At 73.9% G+C, this 25,458-nt stretch carries 23 protein-coding genes and 1 riboswitch; of the genes, 11 read left to right on the forward strand and 12 right to left on the reverse strand.

The window, feature by feature from the left end:
* The first annotated feature begins 304 nt into the window (after positions 1–304).
* The gene (locus ACZ7J0_RS27530) at positions 305–442 is read left to right on the forward strand and encodes a hypothetical protein (RefSeq protein ID WP_470891733.1); all 138 of its coding nucleotides are present in this window, start codon (positions 305–307) and stop codon (positions 440–442) included.
* A 134-nt stretch (positions 443–576) separates the two neighbouring features.
* Positions 577–1,299, forward strand: coding sequence for a YoaK family protein (locus ACZ7J0_RS27535; RefSeq protein ID WP_470891889.1), 723 nt, complete (start codon positions 577–579; stop codon positions 1,297–1,299).
* A 79-nt stretch (positions 1,300–1,378) separates the two neighbouring features.
* Here the strand turns inward: ACZ7J0_RS27535 and ACZ7J0_RS27540 are convergent, their stop codons facing one another.
* From ACZ7J0_RS27540 to ACZ7J0_RS27555, 4 genes are all read right to left on the reverse strand, one after another.
* Entirely contained in the window at positions 1,379–1,792 is a 414-nt protein-coding gene (locus ACZ7J0_RS27540; protein WP_470891735.1) for a DUF742 domain-containing protein, read from the reverse strand.
* A gap of 12 nt (positions 1,793–1,804) precedes the next feature.
* The gene (locus tag ACZ7J0_RS27545; RefSeq protein ID WP_470891737.1) at positions 1,805–2,239 is read right to left on the reverse strand and encodes a roadblock/LC7 domain-containing protein; all 435 of its coding nucleotides are present in this window, start codon (positions 2,237–2,239) and stop codon (positions 1,805–1,807) included.
* Positions 2,236–5,067, reverse strand: coding sequence for a sensor histidine kinase (locus ACZ7J0_RS27550; protein WP_470891739.1), 2,832 nt, complete (start codon positions 5,065–5,067; stop codon positions 2,236–2,238). The genes ACZ7J0_RS27545 and ACZ7J0_RS27550 overlap by 4 nt, the downstream gene beginning before the upstream one ends.
* A gap of 76 nt (positions 5,068–5,143) precedes the next feature.
* The gene (locus ACZ7J0_RS27555; RefSeq protein ID WP_470891741.1) at positions 5,144–5,986 is read right to left on the reverse strand and encodes an MHYT domain-containing protein; all 843 of its coding nucleotides are present in this window, start codon (positions 5,984–5,986) and stop codon (positions 5,144–5,146) included.
* Positions 5,987–6,136: 150 nt separating this feature from the next.
* On the opposite strand from ACZ7J0_RS27555, the gene ACZ7J0_RS27560 reads away from it, so the two are divergent.
* The 3 genes from ACZ7J0_RS27560 to ACZ7J0_RS27570 all read left to right on the forward strand — a co-directional run bounded on the left by ACZ7J0_RS27560 (position 6,137) and on the right by ACZ7J0_RS27570 (position 8,315).
* The gene (locus ACZ7J0_RS27560) at positions 6,137–6,736 is read left to right on the forward strand and encodes a class I SAM-dependent methyltransferase (RefSeq protein WP_470891743.1); all 600 of its coding nucleotides are present in this window, start codon (positions 6,137–6,139) and stop codon (positions 6,734–6,736) included.
* Between the two features lie 260 nt (positions 6,737–6,996).
* Complete coding sequence (locus ACZ7J0_RS27565) at positions 6,997–7,299, forward strand: hypothetical protein (protein ID WP_470891745.1); 303 nt, start codon at positions 6,997–6,999, stop codon at positions 7,297–7,299.
* Positions 7,300–7,400: 101 nt separating this feature from the next.
* Positions 7,401–8,315 (forward strand): hypothetical protein, encoded by a 915-nt coding sequence (locus ACZ7J0_RS27570; protein WP_470891747.1) that lies wholly within the window; start codon positions 7,401–7,403, stop codon positions 8,313–8,315.
* A gap of 54 nt (positions 8,316–8,369) precedes the next feature.
* On the opposite strand, the gene ACZ7J0_RS27575 is transcribed toward ACZ7J0_RS27570, so the two are convergent.
* From ACZ7J0_RS27575 to ACZ7J0_RS27585, 3 genes are all read right to left on the reverse strand, one after another.
* On the reverse strand, positions 8,370–8,912 hold the full coding sequence (locus tag ACZ7J0_RS27575; protein WP_470891749.1) for an MOSC domain-containing protein: 543 nt from the start codon (positions 8,910–8,912) through the stop codon (positions 8,370–8,372).
* A 139-nt stretch (positions 8,913–9,051) separates the two neighbouring features.
* Positions 9,052–9,234, reverse strand: a complete 183-nt coding sequence (locus tag ACZ7J0_RS27580) for a hypothetical protein (RefSeq protein ID WP_468713370.1) — start codon at positions 9,232–9,234, stop codon at positions 9,052–9,054.
* Positions 9,235–9,332: 98 nt separating this feature from the next.
* Positions 9,333–10,406: a fatty acid desaturase family protein gene (locus ACZ7J0_RS27585; RefSeq protein WP_470891751.1), complete on the reverse strand. Its 1,074-nt coding sequence runs from the start codon at positions 10,404–10,406 to the stop codon at positions 9,333–9,335.
* 272 nt (positions 10,407–10,678) lie between these two features.
* Here ACZ7J0_RS27585 and ACZ7J0_RS27590 point away from each other — a divergent pair, with 272 nt between their 5' ends.
* Together ACZ7J0_RS27590 and ACZ7J0_RS27595 are read left to right on the forward strand one after the other, a co-directional pair.
* On the forward strand, positions 10,679–13,621 hold the full coding sequence (locus tag ACZ7J0_RS27590; protein ID WP_470891753.1) for a DEAD/DEAH box helicase: 2,943 nt from the start codon (positions 10,679–10,681) through the stop codon (positions 13,619–13,621).
* The gene (locus ACZ7J0_RS27595) at positions 13,618–14,955 is read left to right on the forward strand and encodes an SWF or SNF family helicase (protein WP_470891755.1); all 1,338 of its coding nucleotides are present in this window, start codon (positions 13,618–13,620) and stop codon (positions 14,953–14,955) included. The genes ACZ7J0_RS27590 and ACZ7J0_RS27595 overlap by 4 nt, the downstream gene beginning before the upstream one ends.
* Positions 14,956–15,307: 352 nt before the next feature.
* On the opposite strand, the gene ACZ7J0_RS27600 is transcribed toward ACZ7J0_RS27595, so the two are convergent.
* Positions 15,308–16,168 (reverse strand): bifunctional 5,10-methylenetetrahydrofolate dehydrogenase/5,10-methenyltetrahydrofolate cyclohydrolase, encoded by an 861-nt coding sequence (locus tag ACZ7J0_RS27600; RefSeq protein ID WP_470891757.1) that lies wholly within the window; start codon positions 16,166–16,168, stop codon positions 15,308–15,310.
* 21 nt (positions 16,169–16,189) lie between these two features.
* A riboswitch (ZMP/ZTP riboswitch) is annotated at positions 16,190–16,288 on the reverse strand.
* Positions 16,289–16,408: 120 nt separating this feature from the next.
* Here ACZ7J0_RS27600 and ACZ7J0_RS27605 point away from each other — a divergent pair.
* Positions 16,409–17,680 (forward strand): GAF domain-containing protein, encoded by a 1,272-nt coding sequence (locus ACZ7J0_RS27605; RefSeq protein WP_470891759.1) that lies wholly within the window; start codon positions 16,409–16,411, stop codon positions 17,678–17,680.
* 58 nt (positions 17,681–17,738) lie between these two features.
* The gene (gene exaC, locus ACZ7J0_RS27610) at positions 17,739–19,262 is read left to right on the forward strand and encodes an acetaldehyde dehydrogenase ExaC (protein WP_470891761.1); all 1,524 of its coding nucleotides are present in this window, start codon (positions 17,739–17,741) and stop codon (positions 19,260–19,262) included.
* Positions 19,263–19,516: 254 nt separating this feature from the next.
* On the opposite strand, the gene ACZ7J0_RS27615 is transcribed toward exaC, so the two are convergent.
* Together ACZ7J0_RS27615 and ACZ7J0_RS27620 are read right to left on the reverse strand one after the other, a co-directional pair.
* The gene (locus tag ACZ7J0_RS27615) at positions 19,517–21,805 is read right to left on the reverse strand and encodes an ABC transporter permease (RefSeq protein ID WP_470891763.1); all 2,289 of its coding nucleotides are present in this window, start codon (positions 21,803–21,805) and stop codon (positions 19,517–19,519) included.
* Between the two features lie 68 nt (positions 21,806–21,873).
* Entirely contained in the window at positions 21,874–22,566 is a 693-nt protein-coding gene (locus ACZ7J0_RS27620) for an ABC transporter ATP-binding protein (protein ID WP_470891765.1), read from the reverse strand.
* A 227-nt stretch (positions 22,567–22,793) separates the two neighbouring features.
* On the opposite strand from ACZ7J0_RS27620, the gene ACZ7J0_RS27625 reads away from it, so the two are divergent.
* The gene (locus ACZ7J0_RS27625) at positions 22,794–24,083 is read left to right on the forward strand and encodes a sensor histidine kinase (RefSeq protein ID WP_470891767.1); all 1,290 of its coding nucleotides are present in this window, start codon (positions 22,794–22,796) and stop codon (positions 24,081–24,083) included.
* The gene (locus tag ACZ7J0_RS27630; protein WP_470891769.1) at positions 24,080–24,766 is read left to right on the forward strand and encodes a response regulator; all 687 of its coding nucleotides are present in this window, start codon (positions 24,080–24,082) and stop codon (positions 24,764–24,766) included. Before ACZ7J0_RS27625 ends, ACZ7J0_RS27630 begins: the two co-directional genes overlap by 4 nt.
* Here the strand turns inward: ACZ7J0_RS27630 and ACZ7J0_RS27635 are convergent.
* Together ACZ7J0_RS27635 and ACZ7J0_RS27640 are read right to left on the reverse strand one after the other, a co-directional pair.
* Positions 24,712–25,146, reverse strand: a complete 435-nt coding sequence (locus ACZ7J0_RS27635; protein ID WP_470891771.1) for an aldehyde dehydrogenase family protein — start codon at positions 25,144–25,146, stop codon at positions 24,712–24,714. The two genes, ACZ7J0_RS27630 and ACZ7J0_RS27635, sit on opposite strands and share 55 nt — an antisense overlap.
* Positions 25,139–25,429 (reverse strand): FAD-dependent oxidoreductase, encoded by a 291-nt coding sequence (locus ACZ7J0_RS27640; RefSeq protein ID WP_470891773.1) that lies wholly within the window; start codon positions 25,427–25,429, stop codon positions 25,139–25,141. Before ACZ7J0_RS27640 ends, ACZ7J0_RS27635 begins: the two co-directional genes overlap by 8 nt.
* Positions 25,430–25,458 lie beyond the last annotated feature (29 nt).

The following is a 25,458-nucleotide window of genomic DNA, read 5'->3' on the forward strand; positions in this document are numbered from 1 at the left end:
AGGCCCGTCGAGGCCCGGCGGGTCCCTTCCGGCGGGCCCGTCTCCGGCAGGCCCGTCGAGGCCCGGCGGGTCCCTTCCGGCGGGCCCGTCTCCGGCAGGCCCGTCGAGGCCGGGCGGGTCCCTTCCGGCGGCTTCCCCTTCTTCCCCCGCGCCCGTCCACTCCCGGCGTCCCCGCCGGCTCATCCGGCAGGCCCGTCGGCCGGATGGTGCACCCGGCGGGCGCGGGGGTCGTGGGCGTCTGATGCTGAGCGTGGACCCGGCCCCCGGCCCGGTTCGCGGCGAAGTCATCAGGAGGAACACCGGCATGCTCCGTCATCGTCTCCCGCGCTCGCTCTCCCGTAGGCATCGGCTTCGGATGTTCACCGGCGCCGTGCCGGCCGGGGCGTGTGCCGTCGGGCTGGTCGCCGCGCCCGCGCGGGCCCGCGCCCTGCTGCGCGCCTGAGCCGGCGTACCGGCCGTACGGGGGAAAGGAGCGAGGGCAACGTGCCGTCACAGTCGTACCCCCGGCCGCACTCCCAGCCGCCGCGGCAGGAGCGGGCGCAGTCGAGGTCCGTCGCCGCGCTCGTTCCGCTCGCCGTGCTGCTGACGGCGACCACCGGCATGATCGAGGCGGTGAGCCTGCTGGCCCTCGGTCCCGTCTTCACCGCCATGCAGACGGGCGACGTCCTCTTTCTCGCGTTCGGGGCCGTCGGAGAGGGCGGGCTGTCGTTGGTGGCCCCCGCGGCGTCGTTGGGTGCCTTCGCCGCGGGCACGGTCGTCGGCGCGCGGATCGAGTCGCGGCTGGAGACCCACCGGCACCGGTGGTTCACCCTCGCGCTCGCCGTCGAAGCGCTGCTGATCTCCGCCGCGGCCTTCACGGCGTGGGGTCTCGAACGCTCTCGTGGTTCGCCGACCGGGCGCCACGTCCTCGTCATCGCCGTGCTCGCGCTCGCCATGGGTTCGCCGAAGGACCGCCGCTGGCTGTCGACGCTGGACGCCATGGAAACCGAACTGGTCTCGGACAGTCTCGTGCACCGGTACGACCCGGCCGCGTCGCCCGACGGGTCGCGGGGCGACGAGGGCACCTTCTCCTTCTGCAGCTTTCTGTACGTGGGCGCGCTGGCCCGGGCCGGCCGGCTGGAGACGGCCCGCTACGCCTTCGACAAGATGCTCACCTACGCCAATCACGTCGGACTGTTCGCCGAGGAGATCGGTCCCACCGGAGAGCAACTGGGCAACTTCCCGCAGGCGTTCACGCACGTGGCGCTCATCACCGCGGCGATGACCCTCGACGAGGAGCTGGACCGGGCGGAGTCGTGAACGGCGGACCGATCCGTCGGAGCGCGGGACCGATCCGTCCGAGCGCGGGACCGATCCGTCGGAGCGCGGGACTGATTCCTCAGAGCGCCCTGAGGCCGTCGATCACCTCTCTCAGGATCTTCTCGTCGGGCAGTTGGGCGGGCGGCACGGGACGGCTGACCTTGACGTACCCGGCTTCCAGGAGGTCCCCGAGCAGGACCCGGACGACTCCCACGGGCAGATCGGCGTCGGCGGCGAGTTCCGCCACGGACTGGGTTTCGGCGCGACAGAGCGTCAGCAGGGCGCGGTGTTCCGGGCCGAGGAGCGATTCCTCGGCGCTGCCGGGCGGGTTGTCGTCCACGACGACCAGGGCGATGAGGTCGAACCGTACGTTGCTGGGTCCCGGTTTGGTGCGGCCGCCGGTCATCGCGTACGGGCGGACCAGTGGCCCCGCCTCGGCGTCGTACCACTGACTGCCCGGCAGGTCGGGTGCACCGCCGCTGTCCTCGTTCATGGATGCCTCCGGTCAGCCGGTGGCCGGCGGGGTGGTGGTGATGCGGGGCGGCGCGTACAGGTGCTCGCCGACCCGTTTGACGAGGCGGGCCATCTCGTAGGCGATGAGGCCGATGTCGGCGCTGGCCGAGCTGAGCACGGCGAGGCAGGATCCGTCGCCCGCGGCCGCCACGAAGAGGAACCCCTCGTCCATCTCGACCATCGTCTGGCGGACGCCACCGGCGTGGAAGTGGCGGCCCGCGCCCTTGGCGAGGCTGTGGAACCCGGAAGCCACCGCTGCCAGGTGCTCGGCGTCCTCCCGGGTGAGCGCGCTGGAGGCGCCCACGGCGAGACCGTCGTTGGACAGCACCACCGTGTGACGCACCTCGCGGACCCGCAGGACGAGATCGTCCAGCAGCCAGTCGAGTTCGCCCGACCGGTGGGGAGCGGTCCTCTCGTGCTCGATCATGCGTCGTCTCCTTCACTGCGGGGTGCGCTGCCGGTCTCGTTGCTGGGTCGGTGGCCGCGCTCGTCGCCGGCGCCGGTCGGCGTCAAGCGGGCCCGGGGCCCGCCGGGGGCCGCTCCGCCGCCCCGGGCCCAGCCGTCGCGGTAGGCCGTCATCCGGTCCCTGGCCTGTTCCGGTGTGCGCCGGACGTCGTCGGCCGGCGACTCGTACACCGCCGGTTCGGGCGCGGGGGCCTGGCGCAACTGCGGTACGAGGTGGGACTGGCGCACCCGGCGCGGCAGGCTCCCGGTGTCGTCGGACGAGCCGCCCGGGATACGGGGGTCGGGTCCGACGGGCCTGTCCGGACGGTCCGTGCCGCTCGGTGCGCTCGGGCCGCTCGGTCCATGGCCGTCGTCGTGGGAGGCGCGGCCCCGCATGCGGAGGCTGGTGACGGGGGCGGGCTGCCGCCCCGGAGGCTCAGGGGTCTCGTGGGGCTCCGGGGCTGTGAGGGCCTCCAGGGCGGGATGGGTGGCCGTGGGTGCGAGGCTCGCGCTCCGTGGCCGTTCGGGGCGGGGACCCGCGGGGGGCGCGGCGGCCCGCGTCTGTTCCGTACGGGGAGCGCCGTCGCCCCGGTGTCCGCCGGGCAGTTCGCCCGGCCGGGCGGACCTGCCCGGGCCCGCCGGGAGGGCGCTCTGCAGCAGGGCCGTCGGGAGCAGGACGACCGCGGTGGTGCCGCCGTACGGGGAGGTGCGCAGGTGGACCTTGATGTCATGCCGGGAGGAGAGCCTGCTGACCACGAACAGTCCCAGCCGGTCGCTGTCGAAGAGGTCCAGCGCCTCCGACTGCTCGATGCGTCGGTTCGCCTCGGCGAGGGTGTCCTTGCCCATGCCGAGCCCGCGGTCCTCGATCTCCAGGGCGTAGCCGTTGCCGACGGGTTCGCCGCTGACGCGCACCTTGGTGTGCGGTGGGGAGAACTGCGCCGCGTTCTCGACCAGTTCGGCCAGCAGATGCGTGAGGTCGGCGACGGCGGTGCCGATGACGGCGGTCTCGGGCAGGTGGCGCACCTCGACGCGCGCGTAGTCCTCGATCTCGGACACGGCGGCGCGTACGACGTTGGTCAGGGGCACGGGCATCCGCCAGGCCCGGCCGGGTGCGGCGCCGGAGAGGATGATCAGGCTCTCCGCGTGGCGGCGCATCCGGGTCGTCAGATGGTCGAGGCGGAAGAGGTCGCCGAGTTCGTTCGGGTCGTCCGCACGGCGCTCCATGCTGTCGAGGAGGGTGAGCTGGCGGTGGACGAGGACCTGGCTGCGGCGGGCGAGGTTGACGAAGACCCCGGAGATGCCGCTGGCCAGCTCGGCGCGTTCGACGGCGGCGCTGAGCGCGGCCCGGTGGACGGTGGTGAGCGCCTCGCCGACCTGCCCGATCTCGTCGTGCTCCGGGAACCCGGGCGGCGCCTCGGCGTGGACGTCGATCTCCTCACCGGCGCGCAGCCGCCGCATCGCGTGCGGCAGCTTGTGCCGGGCGATCTCCAGGGCCGTGTTGCGGAGGGTGACGAGTTCGACGACGAGGGCGCGTCCGATCCGTACGGAGATGACGAGCGAGGCCGCGACGGCGGCGAGGCCGAGCAGCACCGCCGCGCCGGCGGCGGTGACGAGGCCTCCCGCGAACGGGTCGGCCCGGTCGGCGGCGGCGCGCCGTGCGTCCGTCTCGAGGGTGAGCAGGGCTCCTCGTACGGTCGACTGGGCGTCGTCCCAGGTGGTCGCGGGGACGCTCTGGGCGGCCTTGCGGCCCGCCGGTGCCGTGCGGACCCGGTCCTCGGCCTCGGTGAGCAGGCGGTAGCCGCGCTGCGCGGTGAGGGAGCGCCAGGCGGCGCGTTCGGGTCCCCGGAGGTCGGCGGTGGCGCTTTCGGTGAGGTGGCGGCGGGTCTCCACGGCGCCGGTGAAGGCGCGTTGGCGTTCGGCGGTCAGCTCCGTGGCCAGGTGCGCGGAGGTGAGGAGGGCGTCCTCGCGGGCCAGCATTTCGGTGGCCCTGGAGAATTCGAGAAGCACCCGGGCGTCCGATCCGGGCTGCGTGTCCTGGATGCCGGTGAGGGCGCCGCCCACGCCGAAGGCGCTGGTGAGGGCGGTGGTGTACTGGTCGTAGACGGTGTCCCAGTCGGCGACGCCGTCGACAACGGAGGTGCGCAGGGCCGGCAGTTTCCGGCTGCGGTCCACGAACTCCCTGATGCGGTCCGCCACTTCCTCGGGCAGGTCGCCCGCGTCGGCGACGGTGTGCCCGCCGTCGAGGCCCAGTTTCGCGACGGCGGCGTCGGTGCGGCGGCCCTGCTGCTGGACTTCGGCGGCGCGGACGGAACTGGGCGCGGCGACCTGACGCACGGCGGCGCGCCGTTCGGCCTGGAGGGCGGTGACGGCGGCGGCGACCGGTTCGCGGATCTGGGCGTCGACGCGCTGGAGTTGCCGGAGGCGGGCGACGTCCTGGGCGGTGGTGACGGTGGCGAAGCCCCACAGGGCGAGCAGCGACACGACAGGCACCATCAGCAGCGAGACGATCTTGGCGCGCACGGTGCGTGGACGCACGCTCCACCGTGCCCGCCGGGGGCCGGAGGCGGGGCGGCCGGGCGCGGCTGGGACCGGGTGCGGGTGTCCGCCTCCGTCGGCCGGGCGGTGGCCGCCGGAGCCCCGGTCCCCGTCGTGGTCCGAGCTCCGGTCCGGATTCCGGTCGGAGCTCCTGTCCCGGTCCGGGTTGCGGGGTTCGTCGGCCGGCGGTCCGGCGTGGGCGCGCCGCCCGCGTGCGGCCGCCCGGGAGGGCGGCGGTGGTGCGCCGGTGGCCTTGGTCTTGCGGGGAGTTCGCATGGCCTCCTCGTTCCGGATACGGGACTGCCGACGCGGCGGCGGGTGGGCGCGGGGATGGGGGCGTGGGGGGAGGGAACTAGGCGACACCCGGGGAGTTGGTGGCCGCCCTGGCTGTCGGGGGCGTCCCGGTCGGGCCCGTGGACTCCGCGGGGTCGGGGGCCTCGTCGTTGCGTTCCGCCGACGCGTACGCCGCGCGTTCCCCCGCCGTCGGCGACAGGGCGACGAACGCCGAGGTGAGGAAGAGATAGGACCCGAGGCCCACGGCGAGGGGGAAGATGAACTGCATCGCCGTGGCCCCGGGCAGCGCGCCTCCGGCCGGCGCCACGTCCACCTCGACGGCGAACATGCCCGTGTAGTGCATGCTGCTGACGGCCGCGCCCATGACGAGCGAGGCGACGCCGACCGCGACGGGCGACTTGATGTTGAGGGCGGCCCACAGCGCGGCGGTCGCCGCGACGACGGCGATGGCGACCGAGAGCGCGACGAGCATCGGGTCGTACCGCACCTGGCCGTGCAGCCGCAGAGCCGCCATGCCGAGGTAGTGCATGCTGGCCACGCCGAGGCCGGTGGTGAGCCCGCCGAGCAGCAGCGCCCGGACCCGGTCGCGGCCGTATCCGACGGCGAAGACACCCACGCCGACGACGAGCATCGCGACGAGCAGGCTGAGGATGGTCACGGGCACGTCGTAGCGGATGTCGGTGCCGGTCACGCCGAAGCCGAGCATGGCCACGAAGTGCATCGTCCAGATGCCGGTGCCGAGCGCGGAGGCGGCGGTGAGCAGCCAGTTGCGCCGCGAGCGGCCGGTGGCCTCCACGGCGCGCAGGGTGCAGCGCAGCCCGAGAGCGGCGCCGATGCAGGCCATCGCGTACGACAGCGCGGGTGTCAGCCAGCCGAAGGTGGCGTGGTCCAGGTGTCCCATGGCTCAGGGACGCTAGACCCGTTGGGGGCGCGCTCGAGGGGCGCATTTCGAAAGGTGCTGGAATATGACGAAGAAATGTTCCTGAACGATCGTGCCGCGCTCGAACGTGTGCACCGTACGCCCGCCCCGCCGCCGAGAGATCATGGGCGTATGACCGATGACCACACGCATGTGCAGGAGTTCTTCAGCGCCCGGGCGGCCGACTGGGACAGCCGCTTCCCGGACGACGGACCGGCCTACGCCGCCGCCGTCGCCGGGCTCGGGCTGCGCCCGGGTGCCGCCGTACTGGACGCGGGTTGCGGCACCGGACGCGCGCTGCCCGCGCTGCGGGAGGCCGTGGGACCGGAGGGCACGGTGCTCGGCGCGGACCTGACCCCCGCGATGCTGGAAGCGGCCGTCCAAGCCGGGCGGGCCGACCACGGATTCCTGATCCTCGCCGATGTCGCTCGGCTACCGCTGCGCGCGGAGTCCCTCGACGCGGTGTTCGGCGCGGGCCTGATCTCCCATCTGCCGCACCCCGAGGAGAATCTGCGCGAGCTGGCCCGGGTGGTGCGCCCGGGCGGTCTGCTCGCGCTCTTCCACCCCATCGGCCGCGCCGCGCTCGCCGCGCGCCAGGGCCGGCAGATCACCGACGACGACCTGCGCGCGGAGGCCAACCTCCGTCCGCTGCTGGAGCGTTCGGGCTGGCGGACGGAGTCGTACGTGGACGAGGACAGCCGGTTCCTCGCGGTGGCCGTGCGGGAGGAGTGACCGTCCCGCGCCCGCGTCCTGGCTCATGGGCCATTCCCACGAGCCGCACAGCCCCGAGGGCTTGGCCGTCCTGGGAAAACCCTGCCGGTTCGGAGCGCGTTCGGGGGGCCGGGCTCGCGTGGATGACGACGACGGACACGGGCGGCCCGAGCCGGGCCGCACCGGCCCTCTTCTGCACCGGGACCTCCGGCTCTACGTTGGAGGGAGAAGCGTGGGAGAACCGGCGGTGAGCGCGCCGCCCGTGGGGAAGGTGGGCCGCAATGCTCGACACGTTGCGCGGGCTCCGCGCGTACGGGAAGAAGATCCTCGAGCGACGGGAGGCCCCCGGGCGCGCCGAGGGTTCCCGGCAGCACAATCTCTTCGAGGCGGCCGCGACCTATGTCGCCGGATGCGCGGAGGACGATCAGGAGCGGATGGACGAGGCCGTGACGTGGGTATCGCCCGAGGCGCTCTCCTTCGGAGTGAGTGAGCTGGCCTGCCGGGCGGTCATCGCCCTCGCCCGGGAGCGCGACCAGTCCCCGCAGGAGGTGGCCCGGAGCCTGCTCGGGCTGCCCGCGGCCTGACCCGGAAGGGCGCGCGCCACTTTCCCCCCGGCCACCTCTCGACGTGCGGGTTACCCACTGGTTATGGTGCGCCGACGAACGATCGGGATGGGGAGGCTGCCGTGGCCGGGACGGACGACGTCGGCGCTGTCGTCGACGACAGCGCCGACACCGCGGGCGGCACGGACGACGCGCTGTATGTGCTGACGGCCGTGCTGCTGACGCCCGCGCAGTTCCCGAGCGTGCTCGGCGACGACTATCCGGCCGCGTGCGCGGCGCTGGACCTCGAACCGTACGCCCAGGGCTACGGTCTGGTCCTCGGCCAGGACGGTGACGGGGCGCGGTGGACGGTCGTGGTCGACGACGTGTCGCTGGTCGCCGTGGCCATCGCGTCGTGGGACTGCGGGATGGCCTACGACCTGTCTCCCGACGAGCGCTCGGTGGTGGCGGGGATGCCCGGCTGGCCCCTGGCGGTGGCGAGCGCCGCGCCGGATCTGCCGGCCCCGCACGACCCGGAGCCCGAGGAGGGCGATCCGCCGCTGCTCAGGCCCGTGGACGGCGGTGAATGGGGGCCCGCCCAGCGGCGGCTCGGCGCGGACGAGATCGCGCTGGCGTGGACGACGTGGCGGGCCCAGTTCGACGAGGACGCCGAGGCGGCGGAGGTCGCGGACGACGGCGCCGCGGCGAACGCGGGCGCGGACCCGGGGCAGGACGCCGAGGCGGGCGCGGACTCCAAGGACGACGGTGCGGCGCCGGCCGGGACGGACCCGTACGACGGGGTGCGACGCGCGCTGAAGGAGCTGCGCGGCTATCTGGAGGAGCCGCCGCCGGTCGGGCGGGTGCGGTCCACGTTCGCTCCGGACGGCGCGCGGATGCTCCGGGCCGACGGGCCCGGCTGGTCCCTGGTCGCCCGCACCGACGACATGGCGTTCGTCCTGCTCGACGACGAGCCGCGCGAGGTGCTCCCGGTGGCCCGGGGTCCCAGGCTGCCGGCCCTGCTCACGTCACTGGACGAGATCGCGGTGCGCCCGTCCTGACGGGTGCACCGCTGTACGGCCGGGGCCGTCGCCCGCTGGGGACCGATCCCGGGCTCAGACCATCTCGAGGGGCCGGTGCGGCCCGGTCGGCAGCTCGATGCCGATGGCGTCGCCGGGCCGTACGACTCCGCCCGTCTTCACGATCGTCATGATCCCGGCCTTGCGCACGACGCGGCCGGACGCGTCCCGGCCGAGGACCTGCTTGAGCAGGCCGTGCTGGAAGTTGTCGATCTGCGCGCAGGGGTTGCGTAGGCCGGTGACCTCGACGACGGCCTCGTCACCGAGGTGCAGCAGGGTCCCGGTCGGCAGGCCGAGGAGGTCGATGTCGCGCGTGGAGATGTTCTCCCCGAGGTCGCCCGGCGTGACGGTGAAGCCGGACAGGGCGAGCTCGTCGAACAGCTCCTCGTGGATGAGGTGGACCTGGCGCAGGTTCGCAACGGTGGGGTCCTTGGCCACCCGCGAGCGGTGCTTCACGGTGACGCCCGCGTGGACGTCCCCCTCCACCCCGAGCCCCGCCAGCAGCGTGATGCTCTCCCGATGGGGCTTGCTGAAGCTGTAGGTGCCGTTGCTGCTGACCGTCGTCACTCTCGCGCTCATTCCGCGGAGCTCCCCTCTCCCGTACCGGTGATCACCCCGACCTTACTCGGGGGCACTCCACGGGGCCTCGGTGGCCGGACTCGTCCCTGTGGGGCCCGGCCGTTGATCGAGGGCGGGCGGCGCGGCGGCGCGGGCCGCGTCAGCGGCCGATCTGCTTGCGCGAGACCCTGCGCAGCCGCCTGCGCTGACTCGGGTCCAGTGCCAGATAGGCCACGGCGGGAACGCCGAGGACCACCAGGAGGGAGAGCCAGAATCCGATCAGGGGGATCAGGAGCAGCCCGATGGCCACTCCACCGATCGCGATCTTCGCGTTTGTCGACATCGTGTGCCTCCTTCGCGGCCCTGGCCGCGCTTCTTGTTCCCTTGAACGCCCGGCGGGGGCCGGCGGTTCCCTCCCGCCGGCCCCGGTCCGCCCACTCGTCAGACCGCACGGAGCGGCTCGCCCACCTCGTGGAGGTACCCGAGTGCCTGACGGTAGGAGTCCACGAGCCCGGTCTCCGTGTAGGGGATGCCCAGCGCGCGGCAGTGGTCACGGACCGCGGGCTGGGCGCGGCGCAGGTGCGGGCGCGGCATGCTCGGGAAGAGGTGGTGCTCGATCTGGTAGTTCAGACCGCCCAGGAACCAGTCGGTGAGGAAGGAGCCCCGGATGTTCCGGGAGGTCAGTACCTGCCGGCGCAGGTGGCCCCAGCGCTCGCCGTCCGCGTCGGGGATCTCCATGCCCTTGTGGTTGGGCGCGAAGGCCATGCCGAGGTGCAGTCCGAGCAGCATCTGGTGGAGGAGGGCGAAGAGGACCGCGTGGCCGAGCGGGAGGGTGGCCAGCAGCAGCGCCGCGTAGCCGGCGACATGCGCGAACAGCAGACCGCCCTCGACGAGACGGTCGCGCCGGGTGCGGCAGGGGCTGTCCTCGGAGAACAGTGCCTGGAAGCCGTACACCTTCAGCGCTATGCCCTCCAGGGTCGTCAGCGGGAAGAACAGCCATGCCTGGTGACGGGTGAGCCAGCCGCGGAAGCCGGTGCGCCCCTCGGCCTGGTGTGGGGCGAAGACGAGGACGTCGGCGGCGACGTCGGGGTCCTTGTCGAGGTGGTTGGGGTTGGCGTGGTGCCGGTTGTGCTTGTCGTTCCACCACTCCTGGCTCATGCCGAGCAGCAGATTGGCGTGGACGAGCTGGATGAGGCGGTTGGTCCGGCGGTCGGCGGCGATCTGGGCGTGGCCGGCGTCGTGTCCGACGAAGGCCACCCGCGCGGAGAGCAGGGCCAGCGGTACGGCGAGCAGCAGCGCCCACCAGGAGTGGCCGAAGAGAACGAGGCCCGCCACGACGGCTGCCAGGCCGAGGAAGTTGACGGCCATGCTCCGGGCGTACCAGCCGGTGCGGCGCTTCAGCAGCCCCTGCTCCTTGACGGTGCGCAGCAGCGGCGAGAATTCGCTGCCGGCGTTCCGGGGCGGCGCCGGGGGCGCGGCGGTGGGCGCCGTGAGCGTTGCGGTGGCCTGTGGCATGGCGGTCTCCCGTGTCTGTGGGCCTGTGCGCCGACTGCGCCGGCCCCCCAGAAACGTACGAAGGAGAGATCGTTCCGGACCATGGCGCCACCCCCCTGGTTTCCGGGGGGTCCGCCCGGGGGCCGGGGTGGTGCTGGCTCCACCCGCCGACGCACCGGCGGGCTCCCGTGTGAGCCGGGTCACCACGTCCGCGCTCCCGGTCCGGCGGCCGATCCGGTACCCTCGGCGGCTCCGGTCCCGCAGTAGTCAAATTTGAGGAATGCGTCTTCGCTGTGCAGAGACTTCCCGCGGCAACCCTCCCCCAGCTCTCCCCACTCGTCGCCTGCTCCGCCGTCTTCCTGCCCGCCGATCCCGCCCGCCGGGGACGGATCGCCTTCTGGTCGCCCGACGGTGACGTGCCGCCGGGCACCCCCGGTGCCGCGGTCGAGGACCACGTCGTCGTCGCGGACGACGCCCGGCCCCGCGTCGTCCGGGCGCTGGTGCTGCCCGTACGGGACGCGCTGCCCGTCCTCACCAGGGCACGGGTTTCTCCCGACGCCTCACCGGCGAGCGCCTTCTGGGGCGCGGCAGCCCTGCTGGCCCTCCAACTGGTCGCGCGGGGACTGCTGTTGCCCGGTCTCACCGTCACGGACCAGGACTCCTGGCGCATCGGGCCGATGTCCCCGGAAGACCTGGAGCGCGTACGCACGCTCGCCGCCTCGATGCCGCCCGACGCCCACGCCGTCCCGCTCGAGGCGGCGGAGGACCGGGAAGGACCGGAGGAGGGGCGGGAGCAGGCGGTCCTGCTGCCCGAACAGGAGGGCCTGTTGCGTGCCTTCCTGGACGCGGTGGCGGACACGCTGCCCCGGACGCCCGCCGCGCCGGTCGCCGCCGGTGGTCCCGCCTACGCGGCGGACGAGCCGCAGCATCTGCCCGGCCATCGCGGCTGGGCGTCGGACGTGGCCGCCGGTTACGACGCGGGTGTACGCCTCTCCCTGCGCGTCGAGTTGCCGGGGCTGACCGACGAACTGGCCCCCGCCTTCCGGGCCGTCCTGCAGATGCACAGTGTCAGTCACCCTGCGCTGGTCGCGGACGCGGCGGAGGTGTGGGCCGGAGTGGGCCCGGCCGGCGGCGCGTTCGGGCCCCGGGCGAGGATGGACACCCTGCTCGCGCTGCGCCGCGCCGCCCGCGCCTGGGCGCCGCTGACCCCGCTGCTGTCGGCCGCGGTGCCGGACGCCGTGGAACTGGCCGACGAGGAGATCACCGAGCTGCTCGGCGAAGCCGCGCGGGCGCTCGCGGTGACGGGCGTCCAGGTGCACTGGCCCCGGGAGTTGACGCGCGAGCTGACCGCGCGCGCCGTGATCGGAGCACCGGCGGACAGCGACGGGTCCACGGCCGGCCACTCCGGAATCGAGGGGAGCACCGGGCGTACCGAGGGGGGCGACCGGGCCGACGGCCGGAACGCCTCCGCGCTGCCGTCGTTCCTGTCCGCCGACGCCCTGTTCTCCTTCGACTGGCGCTTCGCCCTCGGTGGCGACGACCTCACCCGCGCCGAGCTGGACCGGCTGGCCGAGGCAGGTCGGCCCGTCGTGCGCCTGCGCGACCAGTGGGTGCTCATCGACCCGGAGGAGGTCCGGCGCGCCCGGGAGAGCCAGGACCGCAAGGTCACCCCGATCGACGCGCTCGGCGCCGTACTGACCGGCACGGCCGAGGTCGACGGCCGACGGGTCGACGTCGAGGCGACCGGCCCGCTCGCGCGGCTGCGGGAGCGACTGGCGGATCCCGAGGGCGGTCGGCAGGAGATCGCCCAGCCCGTCGCCCTCGCCGCCACACTGCGCGACTACCAACTGCGCGGACTGAACTGGCTGCATCGGATGACGTCCCTCGGTCTCGGTGGCTGCCTCGCCGACGACATGGGCCTCGGCAAGACCATCACCCTCATCGCCCTCCATCTGCACCGGCAGACCGACCCGGCGGCCGCCGGCCCCACGCTCGTCGTCTGTCCGGCCTCGCTGATGGGCAACTGGCAGCGGGAGATCGAGAAGTTCGCGCCGGGCACGCCCGTGCGCCGCTTCCACGGATCCGCGCGCAGCCTCGAGGGGCTGGCGGACGGGGAGTTCGTCCTCACCACCTACGGCACGATGCGGCTCGACACCGAACGCCTGGCGCGGCCGGCCTGGGGTCTCGTCGTCGCCGACGAGGCCCAGCACGTCAAGAACCCGTACGCCGCCACCGCCAAGCAGCTCCGCACGATCGGGACCAGGGCCCGGGTGGCACTGACCGGCACCCCCGTGGAGAACAACCTCACCGAGCTGTGGGCGATCCTGGACTGGACGACGCCCGGACTGCTGGGGCGCCTCGGGTCCTTCCGCAGCCAGTACGCGCAGGCGGTGGAGGGCGGCGACGACCCCGCCACCGCCGAGCGCCTCGCCGCGCTGGTCCGCCCCTTCCTGCTCCGCCGCCGCAAGTCGGACCCGGGCATCGCGCCCGAGCTGCCGCCGAAGACCGAGACCGACCACGCGGTGTCCCTCACCAGGGAACAGGCCGGGCTGTACGAGGCGGTGGTACGGGAGACGCTGGCGGCGATCGCCGAGGCCGACGGCATGGCGCGGCGCGGCCTCGTGGTGAAGCTGCTGACGGGCCTGAAGCAGATCTGCAACCACCCGGCGCAGTACCTGAAGGAGGAGTCGCCGAGGATCGCGGACCGCTCCGGGAAGCTGGAACTCCTCGACGAGCTCCTCGACACCATCCTCGCCGAGGGCGCGAGCGTGCTGGTCTTCACCCAGTACGTGACCATGGCACGGCTCCTGGAACGGCATCTGGCGGACCGCGGGGTGGTGACGCTGTTCCTGCACGGCGGCACACCGGTCGCCCAGCGCGAGACGATGGTGAACCGCTTCCAGGAGGGCCAAGCGCCCGTTTTCCTGCTGTCGTTGAAGGCGGCGGGCACCGGGCTCAACCTGACCCGCGCCGGTCATGTCGTGCACTACGACCGCTGGTGGAATCCGGCCGTGGAGGCGCAGGCCACCGACCGCGCGTACCGGATCGGCCAGACCCAGCCGGTGCAGGTCCACCGACTGGTCGCGGAAGGCACGATCGAGGACCGGATCGCCGGGATGCTGGCGCGCAAGCAGGCCTTGGCGGACGCGGTGCTGGGCTCCGGCGAGGCGGCTCTGACCGAACTGACCGACGCCGAGCTGGCGGATCTGGTGGAGCTGCGAGGGAGCGGCCGATGAGGGACACGCGGGACATCCACGACGACGGGGGCGGCGACGAGGCGAACGGCCGGGGCCGGTTCGGGGGCGAGGACGAGCGGACGTTCGCCGCGCCGGCCCCGGTGGGCGGCGGCGGCTTCGCGCGGAGCTGGTGGGGGCGGGCCTGGCTGAAGGCCCTGGAGGACACCGCCCTCGACGCGGCGCAGCTCAGGAAGGGCAGAAGGCACGCGCGCGAGGGGGCGGTCGGCGCGGTCTCGGTGCGGCCGGGGCGGCTCACCGCCGTCGTCAAGGACCGGGACGGCACGGGGCACCGCGGTGACGTACTGCTCCGGGAGTTCTCCGACGCGGAGTGGGAGCGGTTCCTGGACCTGGCCGCCGAGAGTGCCGGGCACATCGCGGCCCTGCTGGACCGGGAGATGCCGCCGCACCTGGTGGAGGACGCGGCGGCCGCGGGTCTCGACCTCCTGCCCGGGATCGGCGACCTGGAGCCCGAGTGCGGCTGCGAGGCGTGGGACCACTGCGCGCACACGGCTGCGCTCTGCTACCAGGTGGCGCGCCTTCTCGACGAGGACCCGTTCGTGCTGCTGTTGATGCGGGGGCGCGGAGAGCGGCGGCTGCTCGACGCGCTTCAGGTCCGCAGCGTCGCACGGGCGGCGCGGGACCACCGGGAGCCGGTCCGGGACCGGGAACCGGCGGGGGTGCCGGCCGGGGAGGCGTTCGCCGCGCGGGACATCCTGCCTCCGCTGCCCCCTCCCCCGCCGCTGCCCGCGACCGTCGGCGAACCCCCGTCCCTGGACACCGAGGCGGGGCCCGCCCCGGGTCTCGACCCGGCTGCCCTGGAGTTCCTGGCGGCCGACGCGTCGGCGCGGGCACACCGGATGCTGGCGGAGGCCCTGGCGCCGGGCCATGAGGGCCACCCGGTCGAGCCCCCGTTGGACCAGGACCAGGACGCGGTACGGCTGGCCGCGGCGGCCCCCGCCCCTGGGATCGTGGCGCGGCTGGCCGCCGGGACGGGACGGCAGCGCGCCGCCCTGGACCTGGCCACCCGCGCGTGGCGTGTCGGCGGCCCGGCCGCCCTGGCCGTACTGGAGGAGGAGTGGACGCCCACGCCCGAGGTCCTGGAGCGCGCGACGGCCCGGCTCGCCGACGCGTGGGAGGCCGGCGAACGCCCACACCTGCGGCCGGTGAGCGGCGCGGCCCGCTGGACGGTGGTGGGCGAGGGCGTCCAGCTGCGTCTGGGACAGGACGGCCGGTGGTGGCCGTACCGGAAGGAGAGTGGACGGTGGGCGCCCGCCGGCCCGGCGGACCAGGACCCGGCGACGGCGTTGGCGGGGCTCCTGGAGGGCTCCGGCTGAGCGGTGGGGGCAGCCGAGACGGGCCGGGCGTGTCGCCCGCGGCCGGCCGCGCCCGGGCCGCCTCGCCGTCGACGGGCCGGGCCCGCATCGGGCCTCAGGACCCGGCTGCACGGCACGCCTTGACCGTCGTCATGGACGGGCCTCAGGAGCCGGACACGCGCCGAGGCCGCCGGGTCGCGGACGGACCGGGCCTGTCCTCCGAAGCCGGCCGGCCGCGCCCGGGCCGCCTCGCCATGGACGGTCCGGACCTGCACCGGGCCCAACAGGGGCCCGAGGCCGCCTCGTCGTAGGCGCATATCCCCATGGAACGCCGGTGGGCGGCGGCTGTCGCCCGCAGGCCGCGCGCCCCGTGCTACCGCAGGCCCAGCTGACGCTCGGCCGCCTCCACCGTCTGGGCCAGGAGCACCGCGATGGTCATCGGTCCGACGCCGCCGGGGACCGGCGTGATCAGGCTCGCCCGCGCGGCCGCCGGCTCGAAGTCGACGTCACCGACGTTTCCGGGGTTGTAGCCGGCGTCGATGACGACCGCGCCGGGCTTGATGTCCTCGCCGCGGATGAAGCGGGGCCGGCCGACGGCCGCCACCAGGATGTCGGCCTCGCGGACGATCGAGGAGAGGTCGGTGGTGCGCGAGTGGCAGTAGGTGACGGTGGCGTCCCGGGCCAGGAGCAGCATCCCGGCCGGCTTGCCAAGGATGGCGCTTCGGCCGACGACGACGGCGCGCTTGCCGGTGGGGTCCACGTCGTACGCGTCGAGGAGCCGCATGATGCCGCCGGGGGTGCAGGACACGAAGCCGGGCAGGCCGAAGCTCATCGCGGCGAAGGAGGTCATGGTGACACCGTCGACGTCCTTCTCCGGGGCGATGGCCTCGAAGGCGGCGCGCTCGTCGATGTGCGGGCCGACCGGGTGCTGGAGCAGGATGCCGTTGACCTCGGGGTCGTGGGAGAGGTCGGTGAGGGTGGCGACGAGCTCCTCGGTCGTGGTGGCGGCGGGCAGCTCCATGTGGCGGGAGCGGATTCCGGCCTTCTCGCAGCGGGCGCGCTTCATCCGGACGTACGTCACGGACGCGGGGTCCTCACCGACGAGGACGGTCGCGAGGCAGGGGGCGGTGCCGGTGCGCCGGGTGATCTCGGCGGCGCGGGCGGCGGTCTCCTCGACGGTGCGGCGGGCGAGCGCGGTGCCGTCGATGAGGCGCGCGGCGGGGACGGTGGACATGGGCGACTCCTGAGCATCGATGCTGATCGCCCAGGCGCACGGCAGTGACGGGGTCCGGTCGAGTCCGTCGGGCCGCTCCCCGGTGGTACTCCACCTCACGCGCCAGTCACGGCCCGGGCCCACTGTACGGGAGGCCCGGGAGCGAAGACCGGACAGGGTGGTCGCGCGCCCGGTTGTCGGCGGCCCGCGTCGGTACCACGATGAGCCCCACGGGACCTGAACCCTTACCGGGAGGCCGAGTTGGGGATCGACGCATGGGCGGCCGAGGGTCCGGACGCCGGGGCGTTGCGGCGGGCTCACGACGCGTTCACCTCGGGCGGGGACCTGCCGAGGCCGCCCGTTCGGGCTCTGGTGGCCGAGTCGTGGCGGCGCTCGGCCAGGGCCCGGGTGAGCCCGGACGGCGCCGCCTGCGTGGAGCTCGCCGACGACGACCTCGCCGCGTACCGCGAAGGGCATCCGCTGGCTCCCGCGATGCCGGTGATCAGGGAGCTGATGGGCGCGTACGCGACCGACGGGGAACATCTGGTGGCCGTGTGCGACGCGTCGGGGCGGCTGCTGTGGGTGGAGGGGCACGCGGCGACCCTGCGCCGGGCGGGGCCGATGAACTTCGTCGCCGGTGCCCGCTGGACCGAGTCGGTCGCGGGGACGAACGCGCCGGGCACCGCCATCGCCCTGGACCGGCCGGTTCAGGTCTTCTCCGCCGAGCACTTCCGGCGGCCGGTACAGGCGTGGACGTGCGCCGCGGCGCCGGTGCACGATCCGCACAGCGGGCGGCTCCTCGGCGCCGTCGACATCACGGGCGGGGACCGGCTCGCGCATCCGCACAGCCTGGCGTTCGTGCAGGCGGTGGCGCGCGCGGCCGAGTCCCAGCTGGCCCTGCTGGCCCCGGCGCCGCCCGACGACCGGATGCGGCTGACGGCCCTCGGCCGGGACGAGGCGCTGCTGGTCGCCGGCGGGCGCAGGATCCGGCTGAGCCGCCGCCACAGCGAGATCGTGGCCGTCCTGGCCCGACGCCCGGAAGGCGTGGTCGGAGAGGAGCTGCTGACGCTGCTGTACGAGGACGAGTCGGTCACGCCGGTGACGTTGCGGGCCGAGCTGTCCCGGCTGCGCGCGGTCCTCGGCGCGGATCTGCTGCGTTCGCGGCCGTACCGGCTGGCGGGGGCCCTGGACGCGGACTTCGACACGGTCGCCCGCCGGCTCGCCTCGGGTGCGCTGTCCGCCGCGCTCGGCTGCTACGCGGGCCCGCTGCTGCCCGGCTCCTCGGCACCGGCCGTGGTGCGGCTGCGCGAGCGGCTGGCGGGTCAGCTGCGGGCCGCGCTGGTCGACCGGGGGGACCCGGGCCTGCTCGCCGACTGGGCGTACAGCCCGTGGGGCGAGGACGACCTGGTCGTGTGGAGGGCGCTGGCGGCGGCGGTGCCGGCGAGCGCCCGGTCGCCGGTGGTGGCCCGGCTCCGCGCGCTGGACGCGGAACTGTCCTTCGGCGCAACGGGGTTGCAACGTCCCGCTTCCTAGCCTCGCGGTGAGCGCCGGCCGAGGGAGGTCGGCCGCCGTCCGAGGGAGGCCGTGCACGATGACCCGCTACGCAGCGCCGGGTACCGACGACGCGATCATGTCGTACCTTCCCCGCTACGACCACTGGATCGGCGGGGAGTACGTCGCCCCGGCCCGGGGCCGTTACTTCGAGAACCCGAGCCCGGTGGACGGCCGTCCGTTCACCGAGATCGCGCGGGGCACGGCGGAGGACGTCGAGCGGGCCCTGGACGCGGCCCACGTCGCGGCGCCCGCCTGGGCCCGTACGGCTCCCGCCGAGCGCGCGCACGTCCTGCTGAGGATCGCCGACCGGATGGAGTCGCATCTCGAGGAGCTGGCGGTCGCCGAGAGCTGGGAGAACGGCAAGCCGGTCCGCGAGACGCTGGCGGCCGACATCCCGCTCGCCATCGACCACTTCCGGTACTTCGCGGGCGCGCTGCGGGGCCAGGAGGGCTCCCTCAGTGAGATCGACGAGGACACCGTCGCGTACCACTTCCACGAGCCGCTCGGGGTGGTCGCGCAGATCATCCCGTGGAACTTCCCGATCCTGATGGCGACCTGGAAGCTGGCTCCCGCGCTGGCCGCCGGCAACGCCGTCGTGCTGAAGCCCGCCGAACAGACCCCGGCCTCGGTCCACTTCTGGATGAGCCTGATCGCCGACCTGCTGCCGCCCGGCGTGGTGAACATCGTCAACGGCTTCGGCACGGAGGCGGGCAAGCCGCTGGCCTCCAGCCCGCGCGTCGCCAAGATCGCGTTCACCGGCGAGACGACGACGGGGCGGCTGATCATGCAGTACGCCTCGGAGAACCTCAAGCCGGTCACGTTGGAGCTGGGCGGCAAGTCGCCGAACATCTTCTTCGACGACGTCTGGGCGGCGGACGACGGCTTCCGAGACAAGGCCCTCGAAGGGTTCACCATGTTCGCTCTCAACCAGGGCGAGGTGTGCACCTGCCCGTCGCGGGCGCTGATCCAGAGCGGCCACTACAGCGAGTTCCTGGAGGCGGCGATCGCCCGTACCGAGAAGATCCTGCCGGGCCATCCGCTGGACACGGACACGATGATCGGAGCGCAGGTGTCCAACGACCAGCTGCAGAAGGTCCTTTCGTATCTGGACATCGGCCTCCAAGAAGGCGCGAAGATCCTCACGGGCGGCCTGCGGATCGAGCACGACGGCGAACTGGCCGGCGGCTACTACGTCCAGCCGACCATCTTCGAGGGCGACAACCGGATGCGGATCTTCCAGGAGGAGATCTTCGGCCCCGTGGTGGCGGTGACGTCCTTCGCCGACTTCGACGACGCCATCAGCACGGCGAACGACACGCTGTACGGCCTCGGCGCGGGCGTGTGGACCCGGGACACCAACACCGCCTACCGGGCGGGGCGAGCGATCCAGGCGGGCCGGGTCTGGACGAACTGCTACCACGCGTATCCGGCGCACGCGGCGTTCGGCGGATACAAGCAGTCGGGGATCGGCCGCGAGACCCACAAGATGATGCTGGACCACTACCAGCAGACGAAGAACATCCTCTGTAGCTACTCCTCCAAGAAGCTCGGCTTCTTCTAAGGAGTGAATTGGGGTGTTCGGAGCGGGCGTTGCCCTCTCCGAACACCCCACCCGTCGCGCACACGGAAGGTCCTCGAACGACGGCTGTGGTTGATCAACAGAGTCGTCCAGTCGCACGTCCCGGACCAGTCACGGCCTGAGTCCATGCGGAGGGATCCGCTGTCGGCCCGTGACCGCGGAGACCGTGAATCCTTCCCACGACAGCGGCGCCTTCGAGCCCTGCCCCGTGCCGCGCACCGGTACCCGAGCCCGGCTCACTCCGCCCGCAGTGCCCGCGCCGTCCGTGTCCGCGCGGCCCATCCCGCCGGCAGCAGTGCACCCGCCACCGCGATCAGCAGGCCGGCCAGCGCCAGTGCCCCCAGGAGCACGGGATCGTACACATCGACGTCCGCCTGCGGGATCGTGGTGCCGACGGCGCGGCCCATCGCCGGCATCACGCGGCCGTGCAGGGCCACCCCGAGCGGCACCCCGACGGCGCCTGCGGCCAGGCCGATGGCGCCGACCGAGGTGAGGACCTGGGCGACCGTCTGCCGGGGCGTCATCCCCAGTGCCTTGAACACGCCGAGGTCGCGCACGCGGTCCCGGGTGTCCAGCACCACGGTGCTGAGCACCCCCAGGCAGGCCACGGCCACCAGCATGAGCGTGAGCATGGCCATCAGGGCCCGCATCGCTCGGATCACGCTCGACTTGCCGGGCCCTGCGGCCTCCGCATGGGCGCCGATCGGCTTCAGCGCGGCGTTCAGGGCGTCGACGTAGCGCCCCGTGTCCGTGCCGGGGGCCAGCCGGACGGTGAAGTCGCCCGGCAGGTACCGGCTCTCCAGAGCGGCAACCGACGCCAGGTCGGTGCGCAGCGCCATCCCCTGGTTGCCGAGGTCGAACACCTCCCCGACGATCCGCAGCCGGACGGTGCGCCCCTGCTCCGACAGGACCACGGTGCCGCCCACGCGGACACCGGTTGCCCGGAGGAAGCGTGTTGCGGCGACGCCCTCACCCGGGGCGGCGAACCAACGGCCGCTCACCATGGTGTGGTCGGCGTCGGGCGCCTCGCCCTGGTACGCCACCAGCGGCACACCGCCCTTCAGTCCCGCCACCGACACCTGGACCCTGTCGGTCCGGTACCAGGAGGCGGTGTCCGGCAGGGCACCGATCGCGGCGGCCACCGCCGCCGGGTCGGCAGGCTCCGGGTTCGGGGCGGGCGCCGGGCCCTCTCCGGGACCGCCCAGCGTGCGTACCGTCACATCGCCGCCCCGGTCCGGGTCCCCGTCCCTCGTGACGGCCGTCAGTGTGGAGCCCAGGCCCACCGCGAAGGTCACCGCGAGCGCGCCCAAGGTGACGGCCGCGGCCATCGTCGCCGAGCGGGCCGGGCGGGCGAACGGGCCCGCCAGTCCGAGGCTGACCGGACGTGGTAGCGGCAGGCGGCCGAGCAGGTGCCCCAGCCGGCGCACCCGCCCGCCCCCGGAAGCCGTCCGGCCCATGCCGATCACGTGCGCGGTAGGAAGCCGCGCCGCCCGCCATGCGGGCACCAGCGCGGTGGCCGCCACCGCCACCAGGGCACCGGCCGGCACCACAAGGTCCACCCATACGGGGATCAGCACCGCCTCGGTGCCGTACGACTGAGCCACCTCCGCCATGAGCGGCACGGCCAGCGCGTTGCCCAGCGCCACGCCGAGTACGGCGCCCACCGCCGCCGGGATCAGCGCCTGGGCCACGTAGGCCCGGCCCACCTGGAGCGGCGTGAATCCCAGGGACTTCAGGATGCCGATCCGCCGGGTCGCGGCGCCCACCGCACCGCTCACGACGATTCCGATCACCAGCACCGACATGGCCAGACCCAGCACCGCGAAGGCGGACACGAAGGGGATATAGGCCGCCGTGTTCTCCTGGGCGGTCTGGCGTACGTCGAGGTAGGACTGGGTGCCGGTGACCGCGTGCGGCGGGAGCGTCGCGGCGATGCCCTCTCCGGCGGCCGTGACGGCGGCAGCGGTGCCTGGGTCGTTGAGCCGGTACAGCATCTGGTAGCCCGTCCGCTCCCCGGCGAGGCCGCCCAGTTGCTCGGCGACGACCCAGGCGTCGGCGCTCTCACCCACCGACTCGGCGATGCCGACCACCGTCAGTCCGGTCCCGTTGGCGGCCGTCAGGCGTGCCCCGGGCCGCACCCCCGGCAGCCCCGCGCCCCTCTCCAGCACGATCTCACCGAGCGCGGTGGCCCAGCGGCCGTCGACGAGCGCGACCCGGTCCACCTCGCCCCCGGCCGTGGACCGCCCGGCCACAATCAGCGGCGGCGGCTGGAAGCCGGGCGGCACCTCGCCAGCGGTGCGCAACCGCACGGAGGCGACGTCGAACGGGCCCGCCGCGGCCGCCACCCCGGACGCCCGGGCGGTGGCCGCCACTTCCCGCCCGGTCACCGCGGTGCCGTCGAACTGCACCGTCAGATGCGCCCCCTGCTGCCGGGCGAAGGCCCGGTCGAAGGGCGCCTGCGAGGCGACCAACAGCCCGACGGCGAGCACCGCCGCGGCCACCGAGATGAGGGTGGTGAGCACCATCACCGCGGTTTGCGCGCGCCGCCGCCCCACCCCGGCACGCACCACCCGCCCCAGGGCGCCTGTCCGCCTCATCGCGCCACTGCCCGGGCATCGCGCGCGATGCGGCCGTCGACGAGTTCGATGGTCCGGGTCGCGCACGACTCGGCCAGCGCCAGGTCGTGCGTGACCAGCACGACCGTCTGCCCGTCCGCGTTCAGCTCCCGCAGCAGGTCGCGTACGTCCGAGCCGGACGCGCTGTCCAGGGCTCCGGTCGGCTCGTCGGCGAGCAGCAGCCGCGGACGGTTCATCAGCGCCCGCGCCACCGCCACTCGCTGCCGCTCACCGCCGGACAGCCGGCCGGGAAAGGCCCGGGTGTGCCGGTCGATCCCGAGGTACGCCAGGAGTTCGGCCGCCCGGGCCGCGGCCTCCGCCCGGGGCATGCCGGAGAGCTGGGCCGGCAGCAGCACGTTGTCCAAAACGGTGAGGTCGTCGAGGAGGTTGAAGAACTGGAAGACCATCCCGACCTGGGAGCGCCGGTACTTAGCCGATGCGGTCTCGGTCAGCCCGTCCACCCGCACCCCGTCGACGGTCACGCTGCCGGCGCTCGGCCGATCCAGGCCGGCGATCAGATTGAGCAGTGTCGACTTGCCGCTGCCGGATGGGCCGAGCACGGCCAGTGCCTCACCCGCTCGTACCTGCAGGGTGAGCCCGGCCAGCACGGCCGGGCCTGCGTCGTACGTCTTGCTCACCTCGCGCACGTCGATGAGGGGGTTGTCGGTCATGGGTCCTCCAAGGTTCGTCCGTCGTCGGGCGCCGCGTATCCCGGTGTCCGGGCGCCGTCCTGACGCTAGGAGCCGACTCCTCGCAGCCGCGTCGGCCGCCGTACGGACCTTCGGTACCGTGCCGGGACGACGGCCCGCGCCGTCATCCGCGCGAGGTACGCCAGGAGTGGAGGGTGCCGGTCCTCGCGGCTGATCCGCGGGCTCCGTACGGTTGGCACACTGGTCCGATGAGCAGAAGAGCCGCCTTCATGCGCTGGGCCCGCGAGCTGCGTCCAGTCGGGGCGCCGCCGCGGCTGTCGTACCGGTCCTGGGCACTCGACGCGGCGATCGCCCTGGTGCTGGCGGTGAGCACGGTCATTGGCGACCTCAACCGGTCGTACGTGACGTTGCGAATGCCCGACGCCCCCGTACCGCCCCCCGAACGGATCCCGTCGCTGCCGCCCCTGCCGCATCCGGTGTCGGCCGTCGAGCACGTACTGCCCCCGGTGCAGCCCTGGGAATTCGCGGCCGCCGTACTGACTGCCCTGCCGCTGCTGGTACGCCGCCGATACCCGCTCGCCACCTACTGGGCCGTGATGGGCGCGACGCTGCTGCTGCACCAGGGGGCGGTCGCCGCGGACGCCACCAAGTACACCTTCGCCTCGGGCCTGATCGCGGCGTACAGCACGGTCGTGTACGCCCCGCACCGCAAGGCCGGCGCGGGGTCCGTTCTCGCTGGAGTCGCACTGTACGCGGCCTTCCCCCTGGTCCCCGACGTGGACAAGGGACTGGTCCCGGTACTCGTCCTGCTGCCGGTCGGCCTCACAGCGCACGGCATCCACGTCTGGCGGCAGCGGGCCCGGACGCTCCAGGAGGAACAACGGACGGCGCTGCGGCGCGCCGTGGACCAGGAGCGGTCACGGATCGCCCGGGAGCTGCACGACGTGGTCACCCACAACGTGAGCATGATGACCATTCAGGCCGGAGCCGCGCGCAAGGTGCTGGACACCGCGCCCGACCAGGCGAAGGAAGCACTGCTGGCAGTGGAGGCCGCCGGACGGTCCGCGATGTCGGAACTGCGCCATGTGATGGGCCTGCTCACCATGGCCGCCGACGGCCCCGAGCCAGCCGCCGCGGCGGACCTCGCGCCGCAGCCCGGTCTGGACCGGCTGCCTGAGCTGGTCGAGCGTGTACGGGCCACCGGTGTGCCGGTGGAACTGTCGGTGCGCTGCACCCCGGCCGGCCTCCCTCCGGGCGTGGGCCTGGCGGCGTACCGGGTGGTTCAGGAGGCGCTTACCAACACGGTCAAGCACGCCGCGGACGCGAAGGTGTCGGTCCTGGTGGAGCATGCGCCCGGTGAGCTACGGGTGGACGTGACCGACAGCGGCGGACGCCCCGGGCGCCCGGGCACCGGTGGCGGTCGCGGCTTGGTGGGCCTGCGCGAACGGCTCGCGGTCTACGGCGGTAGCCTGCACGCGGGCAGCCGCCCCGGCGGGGGCTTTCGCGTCCGCGCCGTCATCCCGGTGGAGGTACCGTGACCGAGGCACCCCGCGTGGTGATCGTCGACGACCAGGCCCTGGTCCGTACCGGCTTCCGCATGATCCTCGCCGCTGACGGCATCGACGTGGTGGGCGATGCCCCCGACGGCGACGAGGCGGTCGCGGTGGTCCGACGTACCCGGCCCGACGTGGTCCTGATGGACATCCGGATGCCCGGCACCGACGGCCTGGAGGCCACGCGCCGCATCCTCCAAGGCGACGGACCGGCGCCCCGGATCGTCATCCTCACGACTTATGACCTCGACCGGTACGTGTACGCCGCCCTCAGCGCCGGGGCGAGCGGTTTCCTGCTGAAGGACGTCACTCCCGAGCACCTGGCTGCCACGGTCCGCCTGGTCCGCGCGGGCGACGCGCTGCTGGCCCCTGCCATCACCCGCCGCCTGGTCGAACGCTTCGCCTCCGCCGACGACCGCACCGCGCCCCTCCACCGGGACCTGTCCGCGCTCACCCCGCGCGAGCTGGAGGTCCTCGAAGCTCTTGCCCGCGGCCTCAGCAACGCCGAACTGGCCGGCCGCTTCCACGTCAGCGAGGCCACGGTCAAGACGCACGTCGCCCGCATCCTCGCCAAGCTCCGCCTGCGCGACCGCGCCCAGGCGGTGATCGCCGCCTACGAAACGGGCCTGGTCACCCCCTCCACCCCGGGGAAGACCCACCTGGCCTGACGCAACCTCCGCCGACGGCAGGGTGCGCGCCGCTCCGGCGAAGAAGCGGATCGTGTCGACGATCGCCGGGAGTTCGTCCTCCGGAAGCGCTCAGCCGGTTTGCCCGTGTCCCGGCACTCGGCCTCGACCAGGACGTCCGCGTGTGCCTCGAGGGCGTCGGCGATGCCGAGCAGGGCGCGCTGGCGGGTGGCCGGGGTGGTCGCCGACCAGTGCGGGAACTCCGCTGCCGCCGCCGCGCAGGCCGCGTAGGTGTCGGCCCGCCCGGAGCGTGGGGCGTGGCCGTGGACCTCGCCGGTGGCGGGGTCCACCAGTTCCATCGTCTCGCCGGAGGCGGAGGGGCGGTCCGTGCCCCCGATGTGGTTCGCCAGCGTGTCAGCCACGGGTCAGTGCCTCCTTCGCCGCCGCACGGCCGCTGCGTACGGCGCCTTCCATGTAGCCCGCCACCCACTGGTCGGATCCACTGACGTAGAACGGCGGTTCGTGGGTGCCGTGGCGAGGTCCCACGGCCATGACGTCGCCGGGGGCCCAGTGGGTGACGTACCCCTGGGTCCACGGGTCGGTGCCCCACATGCGGACGTACGTGGCGAGCGGCCGGTGCGCCTCCTCGCCGTAGAGGCGGGCCACCTCGGCCAGCAGCTCGGTGGTGCGCAGCGCCGGCGGCATGCCGAGCAGTACGCCGTACCGCTCGGGCG

Source organism: Streptomyces sp. NPDC038280 (assembly GCF_055600045.1).